Genomic DNA, 20,929 nt, shown 5'->3' with positions numbered 1-20,929 from the left:
TTGCTATGAAAAAAGAAGCTATCCGCGCAATTCCCATGGGCGCCAAAAGCACTTTAGACACTGAATTCGCCCGTGCGCCTGCGGGCCGACGCCCCGTGGTCTGGAGCATCGCCGGCTCCGACTCGGGCGCCGGTGCCGGCGTGCAGGCGGACCTGAAAGCCTTGCAGGCATTCGGGGTGCATGGCTGCACGGCCTTGGCTGCCATCACCGCGCAGAGCTCTGTGGAGGTGACGCGTGTGGAGCCCGTCAGCGCCGAGCTGCTGGACGCACAACTGGCCGCTCTGGCGCAGGACATGCCGCCGCAGGCCATCAAGACCGGCTTGCTCGGGAGTGTGGACAACCTGCGCGTGGTGTGCCGGTGGGTGGATGCATTGCGTGCACAGGGTCACCCGGTAGCGCTGGTGGTAGACCCCGTGCTGGGTTCCACCACAGGCACCCCATTCGTCGACGAAGCCCTGCTGGACGCCTACTGCCGCCAGCTGCTGCCCCGCGCCACATTGATCACGCCCAACCGCAGGGAGGCATTGCGCCTTTTGCAGGCCGAACGCGCAGATCACCCCCTGCATGCCGCCCCGGCTCCCGAATTGGCGCCAGCGCTGCAAGCCCGTTGGCGCCTTGGTACCCGGGAACGCGCACCAGCCGATGGGCAGAGCGCGTATGACTGCTTTGCGGTAGCCATCACTGGCGGTGATGACGCGCGTGCGCAAGGGCTGGCCAGTGATTGGTTGCAAAGCGCGCAGGCTACAGGCTGGCTGAGTCTCCCGCGTGTAGACACTGCGCATCACCACGGCACGGGCTGCACTTTCGCCTCCACGGCTGCGGCGGCGCTGGCCAGCGGCTACTGTGTGGCGGATGCCGTGGTCCTGGCCAAAATGGCTACGACCCATGCGCTGCGCCATGCCTATGCCGCAGGGCAGGGCGCCGGCCCGGTGCAGGCATTGCCTGACTTTGCGCAGCACGTGGGCAATCTGCCTTGGCTACAAAAAACGCCAGCGACGCAGACTGCTTTTCCCGATCTCACCCACCCGGCTTTGGGCGTCTATGCGGTGGTGGACAGCGTCGCCTGGGTGCGCCGTGTGTTGGCGGCAGGTATCCGCACGGTGCAATTGCGCATCAAAGACCCGATTGAACCCACGCTGTCTGCCCAGATCGCAGAGAGCATTGCGGCGGCCCAGGCCACGCCCGGTGCACAGCTATTCATCAACGACCACTGGCAACTCGCCCTGCAACTTGGCGCCTATGGCGTGCATCTGGGGCAGGAAGATCTGGACACCGTGGATTTAGACGCGCTGCGCCAGGCCGGCGTGCGTCTGGGGCTCAGCACCCACAGTTATTGGGAAGTCGCCCGAGCCTGGGCGCTGCGCCCCAGCTACATCGCCTGTGGCCCCATCTTTGCCACGCAAAGCAAAGACATGCCGTGGATTCCCCAAAGCCTGGACAACCTGCGCTTTTGGGCGGGAGTGTTGCCGGTACCGGTGGTGGGCATCGCGGGCATAGATGCCAGCAATGTGATGGAAGTTGCCGCAACCGGTGCGGCCAGCGCAGCGGTGATTTCGGCGATTACCAGGTCCGCAGACCCCGAGGCTGCCTGCGTAGCCTTGATGGCCGGCTTCACAGCCGGTGCGGCTACGGCAAGCTAAGCGCCAAGTAGCTCTTGTCGCCGCCGTGCTGCACCAGCACAGCGACAGACTTGCCCGCTTTGGCCAGCAGCTGGCGGGCTTGTTCTACCGAAGTGAGTGGTGTCTGGTTGATGGCCAGCAGGATGTCGCCGGGTTCGATGCCGGCTTTGGTGGAGGGGCCTTCTGCCACGGCATCCACCAGCAGGCCTGTTTTGGTGTCCGCAGCGCGCTGCTCCAGCGGCAACAGATTGCGGACCGCAATGCCCAGTGGCGCGAGGATCGGCGAGTCCGGCAGGTTGCCAGCCTTGGCGGTTAATGCCGCAGCGGGTGCTTCCAAGGTGGCAATAGTGTTTTGTGCCTTGCCGTTGCGCAAGTAGTCCACCCGAATCTTCTGCCCCGGCACGGCCATTGCGATCCACAAGGGCAGATCGCTGGAGGTTTCAATGGCATGGCCGTCGATGCCCACAATCACGTCGCCGAACTGCAGGCCCGCTTTGGCGGCTGCACTGCCGGCATGCACTTCGGACAGCAGTGCGCCCGCCGGCTTGGACAGGTGCAATGCGGTGGCCAAGGCTTGTGTCACCTCTTGTGCCGACACACCCAAAACGCCGTGCGCGGCATGGCCGGTAGCCACAATCTGGCGTGCTACGGATTGGGCCAGGTCGATGGGGATGGCAAAGCTCAGGCCCTGGTAGCCGCCGCTGCGGGTAAAGATTTGGGAGTTGATGCCCACCACTTCCCCACGGGCATTGAACAGGGGCCCGCCCGAGTTGCCGGGGTTGATGGCGGCATCGGTCTGGATGAAGGGCACGGTGTAGTCGTCGGGCAGGGTTCGGGCCTTGGCGCTGACCACGCCGGTGGTGACAGTGTTGTCCAGCCCGAAGGGCGAACCGATGGCCAGCACCCATTCCCCCACATTCAGCTCCGTGGGTGAGCCAATGGTGACTGTCGGCAGGTGCTGGGCTTCTATCTTCAGGACCGCCATGTCGGTCTTGGTGTCCACGCCCAGAATGCGGGCGGGGAACTCACGGCGGTCGGTCAGTTTCACGGTGACTTCACTGGCGTGCGCAACCACGTGGGCATTGGTCAGCACCAGACCGTCGCCACTCACTATAAAGCCGGAGCCCAGGCCGCGCACCGGCACTGTCATGCTGGCACCCGTGGCGCCAAATTGCTCCTGGAATTTGCGCAGAAAGGATTGCATGGCGTCGCTGTCGTCCGCTTCCGGGCCGCTACCTTTGGGCGCGTCTTTACCTCCGGCGGACACCAGGCGGGTACCGGTAACACTGATGTTGACCACTGCGGGGCCGTAGCGTTTCACGATCTGCGTGAAGTCCGGCGTCACGATCTGGCGGATAGCCTGTGCGCTCGTTGTGGAGGGTGATGGTGCTTCTTGCGCGAAGGCAGAGAGTGGCGCAGCAAGCATGAACGCGGCGGCAAGGCCGGCAAGCGCAGTCGCGCGGAGGGGGAGTCGCACAGGGGTAGTTCGGGTCAGCATGTCTGCATGGTGCCATGCGGGGGTGAAGTGCTTGCAATCTTGGGTGAAGCACGGGTAAAGATAGGGCTTGGCATCTTCTGGCAGAATTGACGTTTACGTAAACGTCAATTCATATCAGACGTCCCGCCACCCACCTGACTCCGAGGAAGACCATGCCAGAAACCGTTGTGATCGTCAGCGCCGCCCGCACCCCCATGGGTGGCTTTCAGGGCGACTTCGCTTCTCTTGCCGCCCACGACTTGGGCGGTGCCGCCATCCACGCCGCCGTGGAGCGCGCCGGCATCAGCCCGGAGCTGGTGACCGAAGTCATCTTCGGCAACTGCCTGATGGCCGGCCAAGGCCAGGCGCCAGCGCGCCAGGCCGCCTTCAAGGGCGGCTTGCCCAAGAGCGCCGGTGCGGTCACCCTGAGCAAGATGTGCGGTTCGGGCATGCGCGCGGCCATGTTCGCGCACGACATGCTGCTGGCCGGCAGCCACGATGTGCTGGTGGCCGGTGGCATGGAGAGCATGACCAATGCACCCCACCTGCTGCTCAAGGGTCGCAGTGGTATCCGCATCGGCCATGACCGCGTGATGGACCACATGATGCTCGACGGCCTGGAAGACGCTTACGAGGCCGGCCGCTCCATGGGTACCTTCGGGGAAGACTGTGCTGCCAAGTACAGCTTCACCCGTGAGCAACAAGACAGTTTCGCCACAGCCAGCGTGCAGCGTGCGCAAGCAGCTATCAAATCAGGAGCGTTTGAGGCTGAAATCACCCCGGTGACGGTTAAGACCCGTGCCGGCGATGTGCTGGTGAGCATCGATGAAGGCCCCGGCAAGATCAAGCTGGACAAAATTCCCGCGCTCAAGGCCGCGTTCAAAAAAGACGGCACCATCACTGCCGCCAGCAGCAGCTCCATCAATGACGGCGCAGCCGCCATGGTGCTAATGCGCGAAGGCACGGCCAAAGATCTCGGCTGCAAGCCACTAGCCAAAATCGTCGCCCATGCCACCCACGCCCAAGAGCCCAACTGGTTTGCCACCGCGCCGGTGGGTGCCACCCAGAAGGTGCTGGCCAAGGCCGGTTGGAAAGTGGAAGACGTGGACCTGTGGGAAATCAACGAAGCCTTTGCCGTAGTGCCCATGGCGCTGATGGCTGAGCTGAACATTCCGCACGACAAGGTGAACGTGAACGGCGGCGCCTGCGCGCTGGGCCACCCCATTGGCGCATCCGGTGCGCGCATCATGGTCACGCTGATTCACGCCTTGAAAGCCCGTGGCCTCAAGAAGGGCGTGGCGACCTTGTGCATCGGTGGTGGTGAGGCGACGGCCCTGGCGCTCGAATTGCTATAAATTCAGGAGCTGTTCGCGCTTATTGGATGGGCGCTAGAGTGTCAAATGACCATGCGGGGATGCAGAGTGTCGGGGGCCGATTTCTGCGCGTTTGGCAGTATGAGGCCCCCGGCACTCTGCATTCCTGCATAGCGAGAGCCACAAACTTGGAGTGAGCATGACTATTTTTGTAATCGGCGCATCCCGCGGTATCGGCTTAGAGCTGGTGCAACAGTACCTGGACGCAGGCGACCGAGTGATCGCTACCGCGCGGGACGAGGCGGGCCTGACCCGTTTGCGTGACATGGGTGCCCAAGCCATGAAGCTGGACGTGGCCAACCCCGCCAGCATCAGCGGTCTGAGCTGGCAGCTCGATGGCGAAAAGCTTGACGTGGCCTATTACGTGGCAGGTGTGTTCTCGGAAGACGATGCCAAGTCTCCGCCGACGGTGCAGGCCTTTGACTCCATGATGCACACCAATGTGTTGGGCGCCATGCAGGCTTTGCCACAGGTGGCGCCGTGGGTGGAAGAGGCGCAGGGGCAGTTCGTGTTTCTGACCAGTGACTTCGCGCAGATCGGCGGTGTCGAGAGCAGCCGGGGCTGGGTGTACCACGTGAGCAAGGCGGCACTGAATATGGCGGTAGTGGCCGCGCAGCCGGATTACCCGAATGCCCAGTTACTGCTCATCCATCCCGGTTGGGTGCGTACGGATATGGGCACGTCCGCCGCGCCCTTATCGCCCGAAGAGAGCGTGGCAGCCATACGTGCCACCGTGGCCGCGCGCAAGACAAGCGCCACAGGACTTGGCTGCAGCGATGTGCCCTACCTGCGCTGGGATGGTGCGCCGTTTTCCAGCTGGTAGAGCCCCCCTATTCAAAAACGATCCGAGAGAGACCAAGCCATGCTGCTGACCCAAGACCAGGAAATGATCCGTGACGCCGTGCGCGACTTTGCCCAAGCCGAGCTCTGGCCGAACGCTGCGAAGTGGGACAAGGAACACACCTTCCCCAAAGCGGCGCACCAAGGCTTGGCTGCGCTGGGCGCCTACGGCATTTGCGTGCCTGAAGAATTGGGCGGTGCGGGGCTGGACTACGTGACCCTGGCGTTGGTGCTGGAAGAAATTGCCGCGGGTGATGGCGGCACCAGCACGGTGATCAGCGTCACCAACTGCCCGGTCAACGCCATCCTGATGAAGTTCGGCAATGCGCAGCAGAAAAAGCAGTGGCTGGAGCCCCTGGCCCAGGGCCAGATGCTGGGCGCCTTTTGCCTGACCGAGCCGCATGTGGGCAGCGATGCCTCCAGCCTGCGCACCACGGCGCTCAGGCAGGGCGATGAATACGTCATCAACGGCGTCAAACAGTTCATCACCAGTGGCAAAAACGGCGATGTGGCCATCGTCATCGCAGTGACCGACAAGGCGGCCGGCAAGAAGGGGATGAGCGCCTTCCTGGTTCCCACTAACGCGCCGGGCTACGTAGTCGCGCGGCTGGAAGACAAGCTCGGCCAGCACAGCAGCGACACCGCCCAGATCAACTTCGACAACTGCCGCATTCCGGCCGAGAACCTGATCGGCAAGGAGGGCGAGGGCTATGGCATCGCCCTCGGTGGGCTGGAGGGCGGGCGCATCGGCATTGCCGCGCAAAGCGTGGGCATGGCCCGCAGCGCACTTGATGTGGCGATTGCTTATGCCAAAGACCGCCAGAGTTTCGGCCAGCCCATCTTCAATCACCAGGCCGTCGGCTTCCGTTTGGCGGACTGCGCCACCCAGCTGGAAGCGGCGCGGCAACTCATCTGGCATGCCGCTGCCCTCCGTGACGCGGGCCGCCCCTGCCTGAAAGAGGCCGCCATGGCCAAACTCTTTGCCAGCGAAATGGCGGAGAAAGTGTGCAGCGCCGCCATCCAAACCCTGGGCGGTTACGGCTATGTGAGCGACTTCCCGGTGGAGCGCATCTACCGCGACGTGCGTGTGTGCCAGATTTATGAAGGCACCAGCGACGTGCAGAAGATCATCATCCAGCGCGCACTGGCTTGAGCTCCATGGCGCACGTACTGCCTGCCGGCGTCACCGTTTTTGAGCGGGGCTGGCTGTCCAGCAACAACATCCTGATCCAGGGCGAGGGCGGCACCGCGCTCATCGATAGCGGCTACTGCACTCATGCCGAGCAGACGCTTGCGCTGGTGGACTCGGCGCTGCAAGGCCGGTCGCTGGACCTGCTGCTCAACACCCATTTGCACAGCGACCACTGCGGGGGCAATGCCGCACTGCAGGCGCGCTACCCCGCGATGGAAACGCATATTCCACCGGGCCACGCTGACTATGTGCGCGTGTGGAATGCCCATGCCCTCAGCTACACACCCACGGGCCAGCAGTGCCCGCGCTTCCATTTGAATGCCACGCTGCAACCGGGCACCGAGATGCTGTTGGGCGACCTGCATTGGCAGGTACATGCAGCCCCGGGCCACGACCCGCATTCGGTCATCCTGTTTGAGCCGCAAAGCCGCACGCTGGTGTCCGCAGACGCCCTGTGGGAAAAAGGCTTTGGCGTGGTGTTCCCGGAACTCGATGGCGATGATGCGTTCGACGAAGTGGCCGCCACGCTGGATGTGATCGAGCGGCTGAACCCCGCCACCGTCATCCCCGGTCATGGCGCCCCGTTCACCGACGCTCCGCAGGCCATTGTTTATGCACGCCAGCGCCTCAACGGTTTTGTGCAAAACCCGGCCAAGCATTTGCAGTACGCGGCCAAGGTCTTGCTCAAGTTTAAGCTGCTCGAAGCCCGCCATTTGCCCCTGCCCGCGCTCATCGCGTGGGCGCGCAATACCAGCTATTTCAACCACACATTCGAAAAACACTTTGCCGGCGCCACTTTGGAAGAGGCCACCCAGCAACTGGTGCACGACTTGGTGCGATCCGGTGCTGCAAAGCTGCAGGATGGAGTGGTGTACAACCTCGGGTGAGTTGTTTGATTGGGGGCGCGGATGATGAAGCTTGTTTCTTTCTTGCTGGTTTACTTGTTTGGGTTTTGGAGCTGGAATGCCTCGGCCCAAACGGTGGAGTGGGTGGATGTGCATTTCCACTACACGATGGACGATGCCAGCAGCACCAAAGAATTGGCCGAAAAGTCTCTCGCTTTGATGCAATCCGAAAACATGCGGACCATGGTGGTGTCATCGTCACCACGTCCCGCTCTCAATGGTCCGGATTTTCTGGAAGTCCAGAGGATCTTGGCTCAGCATGGCAAACGATTTGCAGTGTTGGCGGGTGGAAATTCTCTCAACCCCATGATGCATCACCTGCACGAAGGCAAGCTTCCGCCTGATGCGATCGAGAAATTTCAGGCGCTGGCAGAGCGTTCTGCGCAGAGTGGCGTAAAAGGCTTTGGCGAAATCGCGTTGCATCACATTTCTCTCAATGAGCAACATGCTTACGAGGTGATTCCTGCGGATGATGCGTTGGTCAAAATCCTGGTGGATACCGTGGCGAAGTACGACCTGATACTGGATGTTCACTTTGACCCTGTATTGGCCAAAATGGTGAAACCATCAGTCCTTACATCATCCCGCAACCCGGGGGAGTTTGAACCGAACTTCGAGGCCTTTGAGCGCCTATTAGCGCATAACCGTAAAGCCAAGATCGTCTGGGCTCATGCCGGCGGTACCGACATGCTCGGAAGTTTTACCCCGCAATTGGCCGCGGCCATGTTGGCGAAACATCCGAATTTGTATATGAGTTTGCGTCCGCGCGGGCAGCAGCCCAGCGTGATGTTGCCTGCACGTGGCAGGCTCAACAGTGATTGGGTGGCAGTAGTCGAGAAGTACGCCGATCGATTTGTCATGGGCAGTGACAGCTTCCTGGTTGCAGACAGCTTTCAAGGGGGCGGCGCGGCGCGCATTTTTGCAGAACGCTCGGCCAACCAGCGGCAGGGCATCCAAATGGTGCTAGCCGCTTTGCGTCCTGAGGTAGCCCGAAAAGTGGGCTCGGAAAATGCCATACGCCTTTACAAACTTGAACCTTGAGGAAACAGGATGCCCATTACCAAAGGATTCCGCGCACTGGTGGACGAAGCCATGGCGCAGGTCACCACCTACAGCGTGGCCGAGGTGCAAGCCCGACTGCAAGACCCGGCTGTGCAAATCGTGGACATCCGCGATATCCGCGAGCTGAACGACGGCACCGTAGTGGGCGCCTTTCATGCGCCGCGCGGCATGCTGGAGTTCTGGGTAGACCCCGAGTCGCCGTACCATAAGCCCTTGTTTGCCGATGAGTCCAAAGAGTTCATCCTGTTTTGCGGAGCTGGCTGGCGCAGTGCGTTGGCTGCCAAAGCCTTGCAGGACATGGGCATGACCAATGTGGCCCACATCGACGGCGGTTGGGGCGAATGGGTGAAGGCCGGCGCGCCCACAGAAACCCTAGAAGCGCAAAAGGCGCGCCGCCAAGCCAAGGGCTGATGCCGCCGAAAGCCGAGGCATGATGGAGGGCATGAAGCCCTTTGTGATGACCGATGCCTGCCCCTGTGGCCGGCAACACCAGAAAAAAACGCTCCCCTACGGCCAATGCTGCGGCCGTTGGCTGGACAGCGAGTCCCCCGCCCCCGATGCCGAGAGCCTGATGCGTAGCCGCTACTGCGCCTTTGTGCTGGAGCGCGAGGCGTACCTTCTTAAAACCTGGCACGCCAGCCACCGGCCGGAGCGTATTGAGTTCGACCCCGGCGTCAAATGGTTGGGCTTGGACGTGCGCAACCACACCATACAAGATGCCACCCATGCGGAGGTCGAGTTCGTGGCTCGCCAGAAACCGGTAAGTGGGCCAGCGGTGCGCCTGCATGAGCACAGCCGCTTTGTGCTGGAGGCCGGTGAGTGGCTGTATGTGGATGGAGATCAACAATGAAATTTGAAGCCGTTTTGTTTGACTGCGACGGTGTGCTGGTGGACAGCGAGCTGATTATCAATGGTGTGTTGCGCGACATGCTGGCCGAGCAGGGCTGGCACATGACCCTGCAGGAGTGCATGGCCGTGTTTGTGGGCAAAGCCGTGATGGACGAGCGCGCCCGCATCGAAGCGGAAACCGGCAAGCCGCTCACGCCCGAGTGGATGGCGTCCTTCCGCGCGCGCCGCAATGCCGCACTCATGGAGCATGCGCAGCCCATCCCCCACGCACCCGAAGCAATTGCCCGCATTCACGCGGGCTACGCCGGCAGAATAGCCTGCGCCTCCGGCGCAGACTTGCCCAAGGTGCTGATGCAAATGGGCAAGACCGGCTTGTTGCCGTACTTCGAAGGGCGGGTGTTCAGTGGCCACGACCTGCCGCGCTCCAAGCCCCACCCGGATGTGTACCTGGCTGCGGCCGCTGCGCTGGGTGCAGACCCGAAGCGCTGCGCCGTGGTCGAGGACACGGTGACCGGTGTCACAGCAGGTGTGGCCGCAGGCGCCACCGTGTTCGGTTACGCCCCCCAGGGCGGCGGGCAAGCTTTGCTGGACGCGGGCGCGTCGCATGTGTTTGCTTCGATGGCGGACTTGCCCGTGCTGCTGGGGGCTTGAGCGCTCAGGTTCCGGGTGTGGCGCTGCGCCGGAACTCGGCGGGCGTCTGTCCGGACCATGTTTTGAAGGCGCGGATAAAACTTTTCTCGTTCTGAAATCCTGCGGCCTCCGCCACCTGCTTGATGGGCCGCTGGCTGCGCAGCAAGAGCTCGCTAGCCTTGCCGTGGCGTACCCCATCTTTGAGGGCTTGCAAGGTGGCGCCTTCTTCCCTGAGTTGGCGGTGCAAGGTGCGGGGGGATACGTTCAGCAGGGCGGCCAGTGCCTCTGCACTGTGGGTATCTTGGGGCTGGGCGCTCAGCAGCTGGCGCACCTGCTGCACCAGCAAGCGGTCGCGCCGGTACTGGTGCACGGTGAGTGGCAGCGCATGTTGCAGCATTTGCTGCAAAGATTTTTCGTCCCGCCGCAGGGGGAGCTTCAGGTACTCCGCATCAAAAGCAATAGCGGCCCGCGCTTGCTGGAAGCGCGTGGGGCCCGGAAACAGCACTGCATAAGCATCTGCGTGCGGCGGAGGTTCAAATGGGAAGTCCGCCTGCAGCAGGGTGATGCGCGAGTCGATCAGCCAGCAGGCAACGCCCAGCACATTGCGCAGTACGGAGACCATGCAGAACTCGCGGAATGGCTCCGGGATCCGGTTGGGTTGGGGCGTCTGGGGCAGCCCAAGGGCATGGTGCTTTTGCTCCGTGTCCCCCGCCCGCTTTGCGGGCTCCTCCTTGACCTGCGCAAAAGCCCCATGCCCGTGGGCTGGTGGTGTCGCGTTCTCAGTGAGCGTGATGCTGGCGGTGTCACCGGCTGTGCTGAGGGTGAGTGTGATATCGGGTGCGATCAAGCCGTGGTGGCGGCACCAGCGGCTTAGTGCGACGTACAAGGTGGGCGCGGAAATCGAGGCGCGGGCCAGCATGCCGTAGCTCCCCCAGGGCAGGCGGCGGCTGAACCAGCCCAGGGCTTCGTCGTCCAGTTCCCGCATGGCCGTCTCTGACAGGCGCTCCATCTGCCATGCGGTGATGCGGGCATTCGTTTGCTGCAGGGCACTTGGCGTAATCTGCGCCATCTCCAGTGCCCGGGAAGGATCTTTCCCGTACTGCGCATACGCCTCTACCATTGCTCTGGCAAAAGCCATGGGAGTGGCGGCAACAGGAGGTTGGGAGGGCATGTCGCCAGTGTGCCAAAAAATGTGTCTCTTGTGGCGCAATTTGCAACCTCAGTGAGGCGGTGCTTGCCAGCCGTCAGTCGCACAATGCCGGTTGACTGTTCAACCTTGACCGGATGCGCCCATGACGATGCTGGAATCCAAACTCAACCCGCGTTCTGCCGACTTTGCGGCCAATGCTGCCGCCATGCGCGCGCTGGTGGCAGACCTGAATGCCAAGATCGACAAAGCGGCGCTCGGCGGTGGCGATGCAGCCCGCGCCAAGCACACCGCCCGCGGCAAGCTGCTGCCCCGTGACCGCGTGGGCATGTTGTTGGACCCCGGCACACCCTTTCTCGAACTCTCCCCCCTGGCCGCACTGGCCATGTATCCCGACCGCGATGGCACTGATAGCGCGCCCTGCGCCGGCGTCATTGCCGGTATCGGTCGCGTTTCGGGTGTGGACTGCATGATCGTGTGCAACGACGCCACGGTAAAAGGCGGCACCTACTACCCGCTTACCGTCAAGAAGCACCTGCGCGCCCAGGAAGTGGCGGCACAGAACAACTTGCCGTGTATCTACCTGGTGGACTCCGGTGGTGCCAACCTGCCCAATCAGGATGAGGTCTTTCCTGATCGCGACCACTTCGGCCGTATCTTCTTCAACCAGGCCAACATGAGCGCGCAGGGTATTGCGCAAATTGCGGTGGTGATGGGCAGCTGCACGGCCGGTGGTGCCTATGTGCCCGCCATGAGCGACGAGACCATCATTGTCAAAAACCAGGGCACCATCTTTCTGGGTGGCCCCCCGCTGGTGAAGGCGGCCACCGGCGAGGTGGTGACGGCCGAAGATCTGGGCGGTGGCGATGTGCACACCCGCCTCTCCGGCGTGGCCGACCATCTGGCACAGAACGATCTGCATGCGCTCTCATTGGCGCGTGAGGCGATTGCGCATTTGAATAGAAAAAAGGCCCCGGCCCCCGAATTGCGTACGCCAGTAGCTCCTAAATTTGTAGCTGAAGAGTTGTACGGGGTGATCCCCACCGACACCCGTAAGCCCTTTGATGTGCGTGAGATCATCGCCCGCATCGTCGATGGCTCGGAGCTGCATGAGTTCAAGCCCCGCTATGGCACTACGCTGGTCTGCGGCTTTGCCCATGTGGAAGGTATGCCGGTAGGCATCATCGCCAACAACGGCATTTTGTTCAGCGAGTCGGCGCTCAAGGGTGCGCACTTCATTGAACTGTGCTGCCAGCGCAAGATTCCGCTGGTGTTCCTGCAGAACATCACTGGCTTCATGGTCGGCCGCAAGTACGAGAACGAAGGCATCGCCCGCAACGGCGCCAAGATGGTGACGGCCGTGGCGACCGCGCAGGTGCCCAAGTTCACCATCATCATCGGCGGCAGTTTCGGTGCCGGCAACTACGGCATGTGCGGCCGCGCCTACAGTCCCCGCTTCTTGTGGATGTGGCCCAACGCGCGCATCTCGGTCATGGGTGGCGAGCAGGCGGCCAGCGTGTTGGCGACCGTGCGTCGCGATGGTATTGAAGGCAAGGGTGGCACTTGGAGCGCGGAGGAAGAAGAGGCTTTCAAAGCACCCATCCGCCAGCAATACGAAGAACAGGGCCACCCCTACTTCGCCACCGCCCGCTTGTGGGACGACGGCATCATCGACCCCGCCGATACCCGCCGCGTGCTGGCACTGGGCCTCAGCGCGTCATTGAATGCGCCCATTCCCGAGACAAAATTCGGCGTATTCCGCATGTAATTTTGAAAGGGGACAGCGATGCGTATTCGTCATTGGTTTGCCGTAGCAAGTTTGAGTGCATCTGTCGGGATGCCTTTTGCACAAGCGCAAACTGCGCCTGCAGCCGCAGCGGCGCCCGCCGAAGTGCTGGCCAAGGATATGCGCGAGGAAATCGTGCGCATCCCTGTCACAGTCAAAGATATGTTCGGGCGTCAGGAGACCCGCAATGTGGCGATCACCATTTTTCGTCCGCCGGGCGAGGGGCCTTTTCCCTTGCTGGTTTTCAACCACGGCCGTGCGGTTACTGCCAAGCGAGCGCAGCAAGGCCGTAACCGGCCGGATGTCGCGGCCCGCTATTTCACCGCCAAGGGCTTTGTGGTGCTGGCGCCCACGCGGATCGGTTACTGGGAGACCTATGGCGACTTTGACCCCGAAACCACCGGGTCCACGTGCAGTGGCATGCAGGTGGAAGGGATGTCCATGGCGGCCTCCGATCAAGTGCTCGCCACCGTGGAGTTCGCCAAAACCTTGCCTTATGTCGACGCCAGCCGTTGGGTGGTTGCCGGGCAATCAGTAGGTGGTTTGACCACAGTGTCCACTGTCGGACGAGCCCCCGCCGGACTGATCGCCGGAATCAACTTTGCCGGCGGAACCGGCGGTGACCCGGACAACAAGCCGGGTAACCCGTGCCGTCCGCAAGCCATAGAAAGCTACTGGGGCAGCCTTGCCAAGCAGGCCAAGGTGCCCATGCTGTGGATGTACTGGCAGAACGACAAGTTCTGGGGCCCGGATGTTCCCAAGACGTGGCATAAGGCCTGGTTGGCGGGCGGCGGCAAAGCGGACTATGTGGCTTTCGGCCCCTCCGGGGAAGATGGCCACAACGGCCTGAATGCCGACATGGACCATTGGTTGCCCGTTACTGATGAATTCTTGTCCCGCCTCGGGTTTACCAAGCCGGGCATTGTGAGTCGCCCGCCCCCTACCGGGTTTGCGGATATCAATGATGTGGCCAGGGTGCCGGTGAGTGCCGCCAGTCAAGCGAACTACCAGCGCTTCCTGGGCTTGGCCTTGCCGCGCGCATTTGCAGTCAGTGACCGCGGTGGCTGGGGCTCATCGACCGGCGACTACGCCGTGGGGCGGGCCATCGGCAATTGCCAACGTTTCGGAGCCAGTTGCAAGCTCTACGCCGTGGACAACGACGTAGTCTGGACCGGCAAGTAAGGGCGCCGGGCGCGTTCCATTTTTCAAAGAAATCCTATGTTCACCAAAATCCTCATCGCCAATCGTGGAGAAATTGCCTGCCGCGTGGCTGCCACCGCTGCGCGGCTAGCTATTAAAACTGTAGCGGTGTATTCCGATGCGGATGCGAACGCCAAGCATGTGGCGGCGTGTGATGAGGCGGTGCACATCGGTGGCAGCGCACCGAAAGACAGTTACCTGCGCTGGGAGCGCATCATCGAAGCGGCCCAGGCCACGGGCGCGCAGGCCATTCACCCCGGCTATGGGTTTCTGAGCGAGAACGAAGAATTCGCCAACGCTTGCGCTGCCGCGGGTCTAGTGTTCATCGGGCCGCCTGCCAGCGCCATCCAGGCCATGGGCCTGAAAGCCGAGTCCAAGCAGCTGATGGAAAAGGCCGGTGTGCCACTGGTGCCGGGCTACCACGGCAAGGACCAGGACGCCACGCTCCTGCAGCGTGAAGCCGACCGCATCGGCTACCCGGTGCTCATCAAAGCCAGCGCAGGCGGTGGCGGCAAGGGCATGCGCGCGGTGGACAAGGCCGAAGGCTTTGCTGCCGCGCTGGCATCATGCAAGCGCGAGGCCATCAACAGCTTTGGCGATGACGCAGTGCTGATAGAGAAGTACGTGCAGCGCCCTCGCCATATCGAGATTCAGGTATTCGGCGACACCCAGGGCAACTATGTCTACCTGTTTGAGCGCGACTGCTCGGTGCAGCGCCGCCACCAGAAGGTGCTGGAAGAGGCCCCCGCGCCGGGTATGACGCCCGCATTGCGCGCCCAGATGGGTCAGGCTGCGGTGGAGGCCGCCCGTGCCGTGAACTACGTGGGCGCCGGCACGGTGGAGTTCATCGTGGAGCAACCCGGCGGCTACGAGCACCCCGAGGCCATGAAGTTCTACTTCATGGAAATGAACACCCGCCTGCAGGTGGAGCACCCCGTGACAGAGGCCATCACCGGCCTGGACTTGGTGGAGTGGCAGTTGCGTGTGGCCAGTGGTGAGCCGCTGCCTTTGCGCCAGGACCAATTGCAGATCCATGGTCATGCCATTGAAGCCCGTATTTGTGCCGAGAACCCCGACAACAACTTCCTTCCCGCCACCGGCTCATTGCAGGTCTATGGTTTGCCCCCCCATGTGAGCTTCATGCGTGCAGAGCGCGGCGTGCGGGTGGACTCCGGTGTGCGCGAGGGCGATGCCATCAGCCCGTTCTACGACTCCATGGTGGCCAAGCTGATCGTGCATGGCGCCAACCGCTCCGAGGCGCTGGCCCGTTTGGACGCAGCCTTGGCGCAGACCCACATCGTGGGTATGGCGACCAATGTGCAGTTTTTACGCCACGTGACCACTAGCGCCTCGTTTGCAGCCGCCCAACTGGATACGGCGCTGATTCCGCGCGAAGCAGACGCCTTGTTCCACCAAGACAAAGTGGGTCTGCCGATGGCTGCGGCTGCTCTTGTCGCCCGTACTTTGCAGACGGGAGAACGCCAAGCGGCGCAACCCGATGCACGGGGCTGGCAAGACCCCTGGGCGCAGCGCGATGGCTGGAAGTCCCACGGCGCGCAGGTGCGCAGCTTTACCCTCGAATACGCAGGCGAGCCCCACACCGCTTTGTTGCGCATGGTGCGCGGTGGCACGCTGGAGCTGACGGTGGACGGGCAGACGTATCCACTGCAGTGGTCGGCGCAAGGCCAAGCCTTGGATGTGCGCATCGGTGAGCAGCGCAGCTTGGTAAATGTGTATGCGAATGGGCCTCTGGCGTGCGTATTCACTGCGCGAGGCGCTACACAAATCATAGCGATTGATGCCCTGGCCCATGCCGGCGACGCCCAGTCTGAAGGCGGTCGCCTGACCGCACCCATGCCCGGCAAAGTGGTGTCGTTTGCGGTGAAGGCGGGCGATGTCGTCAAAAAGGGCCAGGCCCTCGCCGTGATGGAGGCCATGAAGATGGAGCACACCATTGCCGCGCCGACCGACGGCACAGTGGACGAACTGCTGTTCGCGCCGGGCGATCAGGTAACCGAGGGCAGCGAATTGCTGCGCATGGCTGTCTCCGCATGAAGGAAGGCAGCCCGCGCTGCGGTGAAAATGCGGGTATGAGTTCTTTGCGCATTACCTACTATTCGGCCGATTACGACGAGGCCACCTGGATCCCCGGCCTACAAGCTGCCATTCCCGGCGCCGAGGTCAGCCTCTGGCAACCCGGCGCACCGGCGGCGGACTACGCGGTGGTGTGGAAACCTCCGCAGCAAATGCTGGACGAGCAGCAGGGGCTGAAGGCCATCTTCAACACCGGTGCTGGTGTGGATGCCCTGATGAAGCTGAACCTGCCGGCCGGCATCCCCGTCATTCGCTTGGACGATGCCGGCATGTCGGTGCAAATGGCGGAGTATGTGTGCCACGCAGTGATCCGCCACTTCCGTGAGTTCGATGGCTACGAGGCCGACATGGCCAACGGCAAGTGGTCCTTCCGCAAGCCGCGCAGCCGGGTGGACTACCCTGTGGGCGTGCTGGGGCTGGGGGTCTTGGGCGAGCGCGTGGCCAAAGCTGTGGCGCAGTTCGATTTTCCGGTGAATGGCTGGAGCCGTTCCCCCAAAGCGCTGGATGGCATGCAGTGCTTCCATGGGGAAGCGCAGCTGAAGGACTTTCTGGCGGCCAGTCGCATCGTGGTGTGCCTGCTGCCTCTCACGCCAGAGACTGACAGCATTCTCAATGCCCGCACACTGGCCCATATCCGCCCCGGTGGTTATGTCATCAACGTAGCCCGTGGTGCCCATGTGGTGGATGCTGATTTGCTCGCCGCCATCGATAGTGGCCATCTTGCAGGTGCCACGCTGGACGTATTTCGTGTGGAGCCGCTACCCAAAGGCCATGCGTTCTGGGCGCACCCCAAGATCACGGTCACACCGCACACCTCGGCGCGCACCCTGCGTTCGGAAAGCATTGCCCAGATCGCCCGCAAGATTGCAGCGCTGCAAAGCGGGCAGTCGGTGGCAGGGTTGGTGGATGCTGGGCGGGGCTACTGAGCGGCATGTCGGAAGTCGACGCCTTCACCGCTTTGGCGCGCGCCCGCACTTCGGTGCGCGGCTTTACGGACCAGCCGGTGCCAGACGCTTTGTTGCATGAGCTGCTAGTGAGCGCGCGCCTGGCTCCTAGCGGTGCCAACCTGCAGCCGGGCAGTTTCATTCAGGTGCGTGGCGCGGTGCGCGAGGCCTTGTCGCAGGCCATGTCTGTTGCCTACCGGGAAGGCAGCGCGGAGGCCGAGGACTATAGCTACTTCCCCGACCCCATGCCCGGCCATTTGCGCCGCCGGCAGGTGGCCGCGGCCCGTGCCCTTTACGACAGCATAGGCATTGCCCGCGAGGACCGCGCCGGGCGCGACCAGCAGTTTGAGCGCAACTTCCGTTTCTTCGATGCGCCGGTGGCGTTGGTCGTGACCATCGAGCGGGGCTTGGGCAGCGGCAGCTTCATGGATTTGGGCATGGCGCTGTACGGCCTGTTGTTGGCTGCGCAGTCCCGTGGGCTGGCCAGCTGTGCCATTGGCGCGCTGGCATCGTACCCCGGTCTGGTGCGCGAGCACTTGGGACTGGGGCCGGAGAGCCACATCGTGTGTGGCGTGGCCCTGGGGTACGCTGAAGAGGCGGCTCCGGTCAACCGTACGCGGACCAGCCGCATTGACGTGGACAGCTTTTACAAAGTGGTCGGCTAAGCCGTTTCGCCTAGCCACTCTACTAACGTAGCGGCGCCAATGCCGCCTGCGCCAGCCACCGCCGCCAAGCCAAACGCACCCGGTCGGCCCAGGCGCTGCAAATCCGCCAACACGCGCACCAAGGCAATCGCCCCTGACGCGCCAATAGGGTGGCCCCGCGCGATGCCTCCGCCCAGCCGGTTGATGGAGTCAGGGCACAGCCCCAAGGCCGCGCAATACGAGAGTCCTTGCACGGCAAATGCATCGTGCAGTTCGATCACCTCGCAGTCACTGGCATCCCGCACGTTGGCCCGAAGCAGCACCGCCCGCGTGGCCGCTTCGGCGGCCAGCAGCGGCATGGCGGGGTCCTGACCCACAGACGCGCTGGCGCGCAATTGGGCAGCAGGCCGTACGCCATGTTTGCGGGCAGCGGCTTCCGTCATCAGCAGCACCATGGCTGCGCCATCGGCGCGGGTGGAAATGGCCAGGGTGCTGACGGCGCAGTCCATGGGGGCTGTACCTGCATCTTTCTGAGCGCCCACCGCTTGCACCGGCAGCCGGGCAGCCGCAGCAGGACGCATGGCGCGCGGGTAGGCATCCCAATGCAGACCCGCCACGGGCACGATTTCAGTTGCCTGCAGTTCGCGATGCGCCAAAGCCCGCTCGTGGCTGTCTAGCGCGTAGTCGTCCTGTTGCACCCGGCTGATGTGGTGGGTTGCCGCGTAGTCCGCAGCCGCTTGCAGCAAATCGGGGTCGCGCGCCGGTTCAGGGGCAAAAGCGGGACGCTCGTAGGGTGTGGCGGGTTCGCCGGCCATCAGGGGGCGGTGCTGCCGTATGGGCGCGCGGCTCCAGGCTTCGACGCCCCCGGCCACCACGACTTCGGCCTGGCCGCTGGCGAGCAGCCCGGCGGCAACAGCCACTGCATCCAGCCCGGCGCAGCATTGGGTGTCAACAGAAAACGCTGCACAGCGGTCCGGTAGCCCGGCAGCCAGTGCCACCATGCGGGCCGGGTTGCCGCCTGCGCCTAAAGCGTTGCCCATGACCACGGCATCCACCGCGCTGGCCGGTATGCCGGCGCGCTCCAGCAGCGCTTGCAGCACTGGGGCGCCGATCTCATGGGCATGCAAATGACGGAACGCGCCTCCGTGCGGCGCGACCGCGCTGCGGGCCCACGCAGCGATCAACGCAGCGGTGTCAGGCATGGCGCGGCCTCGTGCAGGTGAGAGGGCAGGTTGCGGCTCAGTGCCGGGTGGTCCGTCTTGCCACTGGCCGTGAAGGCCCAATCAGCGTGGCCCCACACTTGGCGCGGTACCTTGAAGGCTTCGAGCCGGCTGCGGCACCAGCTTTGCAGCGCATGCAGGTCGGTTCGTTCACTGCCCGTTGCCCACTGGATGATCGCCACGATCTGCACACCGCGCTGGGCATCCGGCAGCCCATGCACCGATGCGCGGGCAATGGCGGGGTGGGCTTCCAGCACGGCTTCCAGTTCTTCAGGGAATAGTTTTTTGGCCATGGTGACCAGCATGCGGCTTTCGCGTCCGGCCACCCACAATCGGCCTTGCGCGTCCAGGTGCCCCAGGTCGCGCACGCAGACCCAATCGCCTTCGCGCAGGGCGGCGGTGTGGTCGTGGGCCGCGCCCACATAGTCCATGAACACCATGGGGCTGCGCACATAGATCAGGCCGTCCGGACTGTCGGGCGTTGCGCCACGCACATCCAGCTCCACGGAATCAAACGGACGCCCCACCACTTGGTCGGGCAGGTCGGGGTGGGACTCGGTCCAGGCGATGAAGCTGGTCTCGGAGGCGCCATAAAACTCGATGATGCGCGCCTCCGGAAACAGCGCTTGCAAGTCCGGAGTGCGGCTGCGAGTCCAGCGCGCGCCGCTGATCAAAATGAGCCGCACGCCACGCACGGGAGGCAGTTGCCGGTGGGCGGCCCACTCCAGCATCAGCAGCAACTGACTGGGCACCGCCACCAGGCAAGGTGTTTGCCCCGTGGCCAAGGTGGCCAGCGCTGCAGAAGCCGAAAACTGCTCCTGTACCACCACGCCTGCGCCCGTCCACAAGCCCAGCAACATGCCGAAGAGAAACAGTGAATGTGAATCCCTGCCCGGTGCGAGGATGCGGGTGGAGGCAGCGTCGCCAAAGGTGCTCAGGCACAGCGCGAAGCTTTCCGTCCAGGAACGGTGATGACGCCGGAAGCCTTTGGGCAGGCCGGTGCTGCCGGAGGTGAAGCCGGTGTAGAACGGACTCAGCGGGGTCAGTGCGGCACCGTCGCAGGGCGTATCAGGCAGATTGGCACGCACGGCAGTCAGCACCGCCTCTGGCCAGGCCGGGTCGCTCACGGCAGCACAACGGCCGCTGGCAATGGTGCCCAAGAAAGCGGTCAAGCGTTGCAGCAGCGGCAAGCCGCTGTCTTGCAACACAGTGGCTGGTGCGCGGGAGCGAGACAAAGCCTCCGCATGGGCTTGTACCCGCTGAGTCAACTCCGCGAAAGTGATATTGCCGGCTTCGCTCTGGATGGCGAGCGCCGTTCCCCGCTCCCGGGCCCAGCGGGACAGCCGGCTGTGCACCAGCTCCGGGGTCTCAGGCATCAGGCGCCTTGTTTGCCGAATTTCCAGTCGGGCAGGCCGCGGGCCACGGTGTGGCAAACCACAGCGGTGAGCACGCACTTGATCAGGTCACCGGGCACGAACGCGCTGGTGGCGATCAAAGCTTGGGTGAAGCTCATGCCGGCGATTTTCATCAGACCGACAACGCCGCTCGCGTGGATGACCAAGAGGCCGCCGATGGCGGAGGCTACAAAGGCACTCAGGGCAACACGGCGTGGCGAGCTGGCGGGCAGCGTGCGCATCACCAGTCCTGCGACGAAGGCGCCCAAGGGCCAAGCCAACAGGTAGCCTGCAGCAGGAGTCGTGAAAACGCCAAAGCCGCCACGGCCGCCGGAGAGCAAGGGCAGGCCAATGGCCACGGCCACCAGGAACAACACCAGTGCCCGTAAGGCGAGGCGGGGGCCCAACAGGCAGCCGGCGAGCATGACGCCCAAGGTTTGCAAGGTGATGGGAACGCCAAAGGGCAGGTCGATTTTTGGGATCAAGCCCAGTACCGCCATGAGGGCGGCAAACAGGGCGACAAGAGCGATGGAATGGTTACGTTGCATGGGGT

General features: G+C 63.3%; 19 protein-coding genes. 14 read left to right on the top strand and 5 right to left on the bottom strand.

Annotated features, from left to right (window positions below; translation table 11 throughout):
* Positions 1 to 5: 5 nt before the first annotated feature.
* Positions 6 to 1,640: a thiamine phosphate synthase gene (thiE, locus tag ACOAP0_RS06435; protein ID WP_498375099.1), complete on the top strand. Its 1,635-nt coding sequence runs from the start codon at positions 6 to 8 to the stop codon at positions 1,638 to 1,640.
* Here thiE and ACOAP0_RS06430 read toward each other — a convergent pair.
* Positions 1,627 to 3,096, bottom strand: coding sequence for a Do family serine endopeptidase (locus ACOAP0_RS06430; RefSeq protein ID WP_498375100.1), 1,470 nt, complete (start codon positions 3,094 to 3,096; stop codon positions 1,627 to 1,629). The two genes, thiE and ACOAP0_RS06430, sit on opposite strands and share 14 nt — an antisense overlap.
* A 173-nt stretch (positions 3,097 to 3,269) precedes the next feature.
* On the opposite strand from ACOAP0_RS06430, the gene ACOAP0_RS06425 reads away from it, so the two are divergent.
* The 8 genes from ACOAP0_RS06425 to ACOAP0_RS06390 all read left to right on the top strand — a co-directional run bounded on the left by ACOAP0_RS06425 (position 3,270) and on the right by ACOAP0_RS06390 (position 9,968).
* A complete protein-coding gene (locus tag ACOAP0_RS06425; protein ID WP_498375101.1) occupies positions 3,270 to 4,451 on the top strand; it encodes an acetyl-CoA C-acyltransferase in 1,182 nt (393 codons plus the stop codon).
* A 157-nt stretch (positions 4,452 to 4,608) separates the two neighbouring features.
* On the top strand, positions 4,609 to 5,292 hold the full coding sequence (locus tag ACOAP0_RS06420; protein ID WP_498375102.1) for an SDR family oxidoreductase: 684 nt from the start codon (positions 4,609 to 4,611) through the stop codon (positions 5,290 to 5,292).
* Between the two features lie 39 nt (positions 5,293 to 5,331).
* A complete protein-coding gene (locus tag ACOAP0_RS06415) occupies positions 5,332 to 6,462 on the top strand; it encodes an acyl-CoA dehydrogenase family protein (RefSeq protein WP_315465557.1) in 1,131 nt (376 codons plus the stop codon).
* A 5-nt stretch (positions 6,463 to 6,467) separates the two neighbouring features.
* Positions 6,468 to 7,388 carry an MBL fold metallo-hydrolase gene (locus ACOAP0_RS06410; protein WP_498375103.1) on the top strand — a complete coding sequence of 307 codons (921 nt, stop codon included), beginning with the start codon at positions 6,468 to 6,470 and terminating at the stop codon, positions 7,386 to 7,388.
* A gap of 126 nt (positions 7,389 to 7,514) precedes the next feature.
* Positions 7,515 to 8,447, top strand: a complete 933-nt coding sequence (locus tag ACOAP0_RS06405) for an amidohydrolase family protein (RefSeq protein WP_498375104.1) — start codon at positions 7,515 to 7,517, stop codon at positions 8,445 to 8,447.
* Positions 8,448 to 8,456: 9 nt separating this feature from the next.
* Complete coding sequence (locus ACOAP0_RS06400) at positions 8,457 to 8,879, top strand: rhodanese-like domain-containing protein (RefSeq protein ID WP_481872510.1); 423 nt, start codon at positions 8,457 to 8,459, stop codon at positions 8,877 to 8,879.
* A gap of 31 nt (positions 8,880 to 8,910) precedes the next feature.
* A complete protein-coding gene (locus ACOAP0_RS06395; protein WP_498391348.1) occupies positions 8,911 to 9,318 on the top strand; it encodes a YchJ family protein in 408 nt (135 codons plus the stop codon).
* Positions 9,315 to 9,968 (top strand): HAD family hydrolase, encoded by a 654-nt coding sequence (locus ACOAP0_RS06390; RefSeq protein WP_498375106.1) that lies wholly within the window; start codon positions 9,315 to 9,317, stop codon positions 9,966 to 9,968. The genes ACOAP0_RS06395 and ACOAP0_RS06390 overlap by 4 nt, the downstream gene beginning before the upstream one ends.
* Before the next feature lie 4 nt (positions 9,969 to 9,972).
* Here the strand turns inward: ACOAP0_RS06390 and ACOAP0_RS06385 are convergent, their stop codons facing one another.
* The gene (locus ACOAP0_RS06385; protein ID WP_498375107.1) at positions 9,973 to 11,118 is read right to left on the bottom strand and encodes an AraC family transcriptional regulator; all 1,146 of its coding nucleotides are present in this window, start codon (positions 11,116 to 11,118) and stop codon (positions 9,973 to 9,975) included.
* A gap of 121 nt (positions 11,119 to 11,239) precedes the next feature.
* Between ACOAP0_RS06385 and ACOAP0_RS06380 the strand changes: the two genes are divergently transcribed.
* From ACOAP0_RS06380 to ACOAP0_RS06360, 5 genes are read left to right on the top strand one after another with little or no spacing between them, the layout of a single operon-like run.
* Positions 11,240 to 12,862, top strand: a complete 1,623-nt coding sequence (locus ACOAP0_RS06380; protein WP_498375109.1) for a carboxyl transferase domain-containing protein — start codon at positions 11,240 to 11,242, stop codon at positions 12,860 to 12,862.
* A gap of 18 nt (positions 12,863 to 12,880) precedes the next feature.
* The gene (locus tag ACOAP0_RS06375) at positions 12,881 to 14,062 is read left to right on the top strand and encodes an alpha/beta hydrolase family protein (RefSeq protein WP_498375110.1); all 1,182 of its coding nucleotides are present in this window, start codon (positions 12,881 to 12,883) and stop codon (positions 14,060 to 14,062) included.
* A 36-nt stretch (positions 14,063 to 14,098) separates the two neighbouring features.
* On the top strand, positions 14,099 to 16,135 hold the full coding sequence (locus ACOAP0_RS06370; protein WP_498375111.1) for an acetyl/propionyl/methylcrotonyl-CoA carboxylase subunit alpha: 2,037 nt from the start codon (positions 14,099 to 14,101) through the stop codon (positions 16,133 to 16,135).
* Positions 16,136 to 16,170: 35 nt separating this feature from the next.
* The gene (locus ACOAP0_RS06365; RefSeq protein ID WP_498375112.1) at positions 16,171 to 17,100 is read left to right on the top strand and encodes a 2-hydroxyacid dehydrogenase; all 930 of its coding nucleotides are present in this window, start codon (positions 16,171 to 16,173) and stop codon (positions 17,098 to 17,100) included.
* A gap of 5 nt (positions 17,101 to 17,105) precedes the next feature.
* On the top strand, positions 17,106 to 17,783 hold the full coding sequence (locus tag ACOAP0_RS06360) for a nitroreductase (protein ID WP_498375113.1): 678 nt from the start codon (positions 17,106 to 17,108) through the stop codon (positions 17,781 to 17,783).
* Here ACOAP0_RS06360 and ACOAP0_RS06355 read toward each other — a convergent pair.
* The 3 genes from ACOAP0_RS06355 to ACOAP0_RS06345 are packed head-to-tail and all read right to left on the bottom strand — an operon-like array spanning position 17,780 to position 20,924.
* Positions 17,780 to 18,964 (bottom strand): thiolase family protein, encoded by a 1,185-nt coding sequence (locus ACOAP0_RS06355; protein WP_498375114.1) that lies wholly within the window; start codon positions 18,962 to 18,964, stop codon positions 17,780 to 17,782. The genes ACOAP0_RS06360 and ACOAP0_RS06355 overlap by 4 nt on opposite strands.
* Positions 18,943 to 20,358: an AMP-binding protein gene (locus ACOAP0_RS06350; RefSeq protein ID WP_498375115.1), complete on the bottom strand. Its 1,416-nt coding sequence runs from the start codon at positions 20,356 to 20,358 to the stop codon at positions 18,943 to 18,945. The genes ACOAP0_RS06355 and ACOAP0_RS06350 overlap by 22 nt, the downstream gene beginning before the upstream one ends.
* On the bottom strand, positions 20,358 to 20,924 hold the full coding sequence (locus tag ACOAP0_RS06345; protein WP_498375116.1) for a biotin transporter BioY: 567 nt from the start codon (positions 20,922 to 20,924) through the stop codon (positions 20,358 to 20,360). Before ACOAP0_RS06345 ends, ACOAP0_RS06350 begins: the two co-directional genes overlap by 1 nt.
* Between the last annotated feature and the right edge of the window lie 5 nt (positions 20,925 to 20,929).

The organism is Curvibacter sp. Hmag1.1, from assembly GCF_059769165.1.
This window is presented reverse-complemented; position numbering and strand designations above follow the sequence as displayed.

What these genes read in the sequence shown, in the direction of transcription:
- thiE (WP_498375099.1), top strand. Translation starts at nt 6, where the DNA reads ATGAAAAAAGAAGCTATCCGCGCAATTCCCATGGGCGCCAAAAGCACT.
- ACOAP0_RS06425 (WP_498375101.1), top strand. Translation starts at nt 3,270, where the DNA reads ATGCCAGAAACCGTTGTGATCGTCAGCGCCGCCCGCACCCCCATGGGT.
- ACOAP0_RS06420 (WP_498375102.1), top strand. Translation starts at nt 4,609, where the DNA reads ATGACTATTTTTGTAATCGGCGCATCCCGCGGTATCGGCTTAGAGCTG.
- ACOAP0_RS06415 (WP_315465557.1), top strand. Translation starts at nt 5,332, where the DNA reads ATGCTGCTGACCCAAGACCAGGAAATGATCCGTGACGCCGTGCGCGAC.
- ACOAP0_RS06410 (WP_498375103.1), top strand. Translation starts at nt 6,468, where the DNA reads ATGGCGCACGTACTGCCTGCCGGCGTCACCGTTTTTGAGCGGGGCTGG.
- ACOAP0_RS06405 (WP_498375104.1), top strand. Translation starts at nt 7,515, where the DNA reads ATGGACGATGCCAGCAGCACCAAAGAATTGGCCGAAAAGTCTCTCGCT.
- ACOAP0_RS06400 (WP_481872510.1), top strand. Translation starts at nt 8,457, where the DNA reads ATGCCCATTACCAAAGGATTCCGCGCACTGGTGGACGAAGCCATGGCG.
- ACOAP0_RS06395 (WP_498391348.1), top strand. Translation starts at nt 8,911, where the DNA reads ATGAAGCCCTTTGTGATGACCGATGCCTGCCCCTGTGGCCGGCAACAC.
- ACOAP0_RS06390 (WP_498375106.1), top strand. Translation starts at nt 9,315, where the DNA reads ATGAAATTTGAAGCCGTTTTGTTTGACTGCGACGGTGTGCTGGTGGAC.
- ACOAP0_RS06385 (WP_498375107.1), bottom strand. Translation starts at nt 11,118, where the DNA reads ATGCCCTCCCAACCTCCTGTTGCCGCCACTCCCATGGCTTTTGCCAGA.
- ACOAP0_RS06380 (WP_498375109.1), top strand. Translation starts at nt 11,240, where the DNA reads ATGACGATGCTGGAATCCAAACTCAACCCGCGTTCTGCCGACTTTGCG.
- ACOAP0_RS06375 (WP_498375110.1), top strand. Translation starts at nt 12,881, where the DNA reads ATGCGTATTCGTCATTGGTTTGCCGTAGCAAGTTTGAGTGCATCTGTC.
- ACOAP0_RS06370 (WP_498375111.1), top strand. Translation starts at nt 14,099, where the DNA reads ATGTTCACCAAAATCCTCATCGCCAATCGTGGAGAAATTGCCTGCCGC.
- ACOAP0_RS06365 (WP_498375112.1), top strand. Translation starts at nt 16,171, where the DNA reads ATGAGTTCTTTGCGCATTACCTACTATTCGGCCGATTACGACGAGGCC.
- ACOAP0_RS06360 (WP_498375113.1), top strand. Translation starts at nt 17,106, where the DNA reads ATGTCGGAAGTCGACGCCTTCACCGCTTTGGCGCGCGCCCGCACTTCG.
- ACOAP0_RS06355 (WP_498375114.1), bottom strand. Translation starts at nt 18,964, where the DNA reads ATGCCTGACACCGCTGCGTTGATCGCTGCGTGGGCCCGCAGCGCGGTC.
- ACOAP0_RS06350 (WP_498375115.1), bottom strand. Translation starts at nt 20,358, where the DNA reads ATGCCTGAGACCCCGGAGCTGGTGCACAGCCGGCTGTCCCGCTGGGCC.
- ACOAP0_RS06345 (WP_498375116.1), bottom strand. Translation starts at nt 20,924, where the DNA reads ATGCAACGTAACCATTCCATCGCTCTTGTCGCCCTGTTTGCCGCCCTC.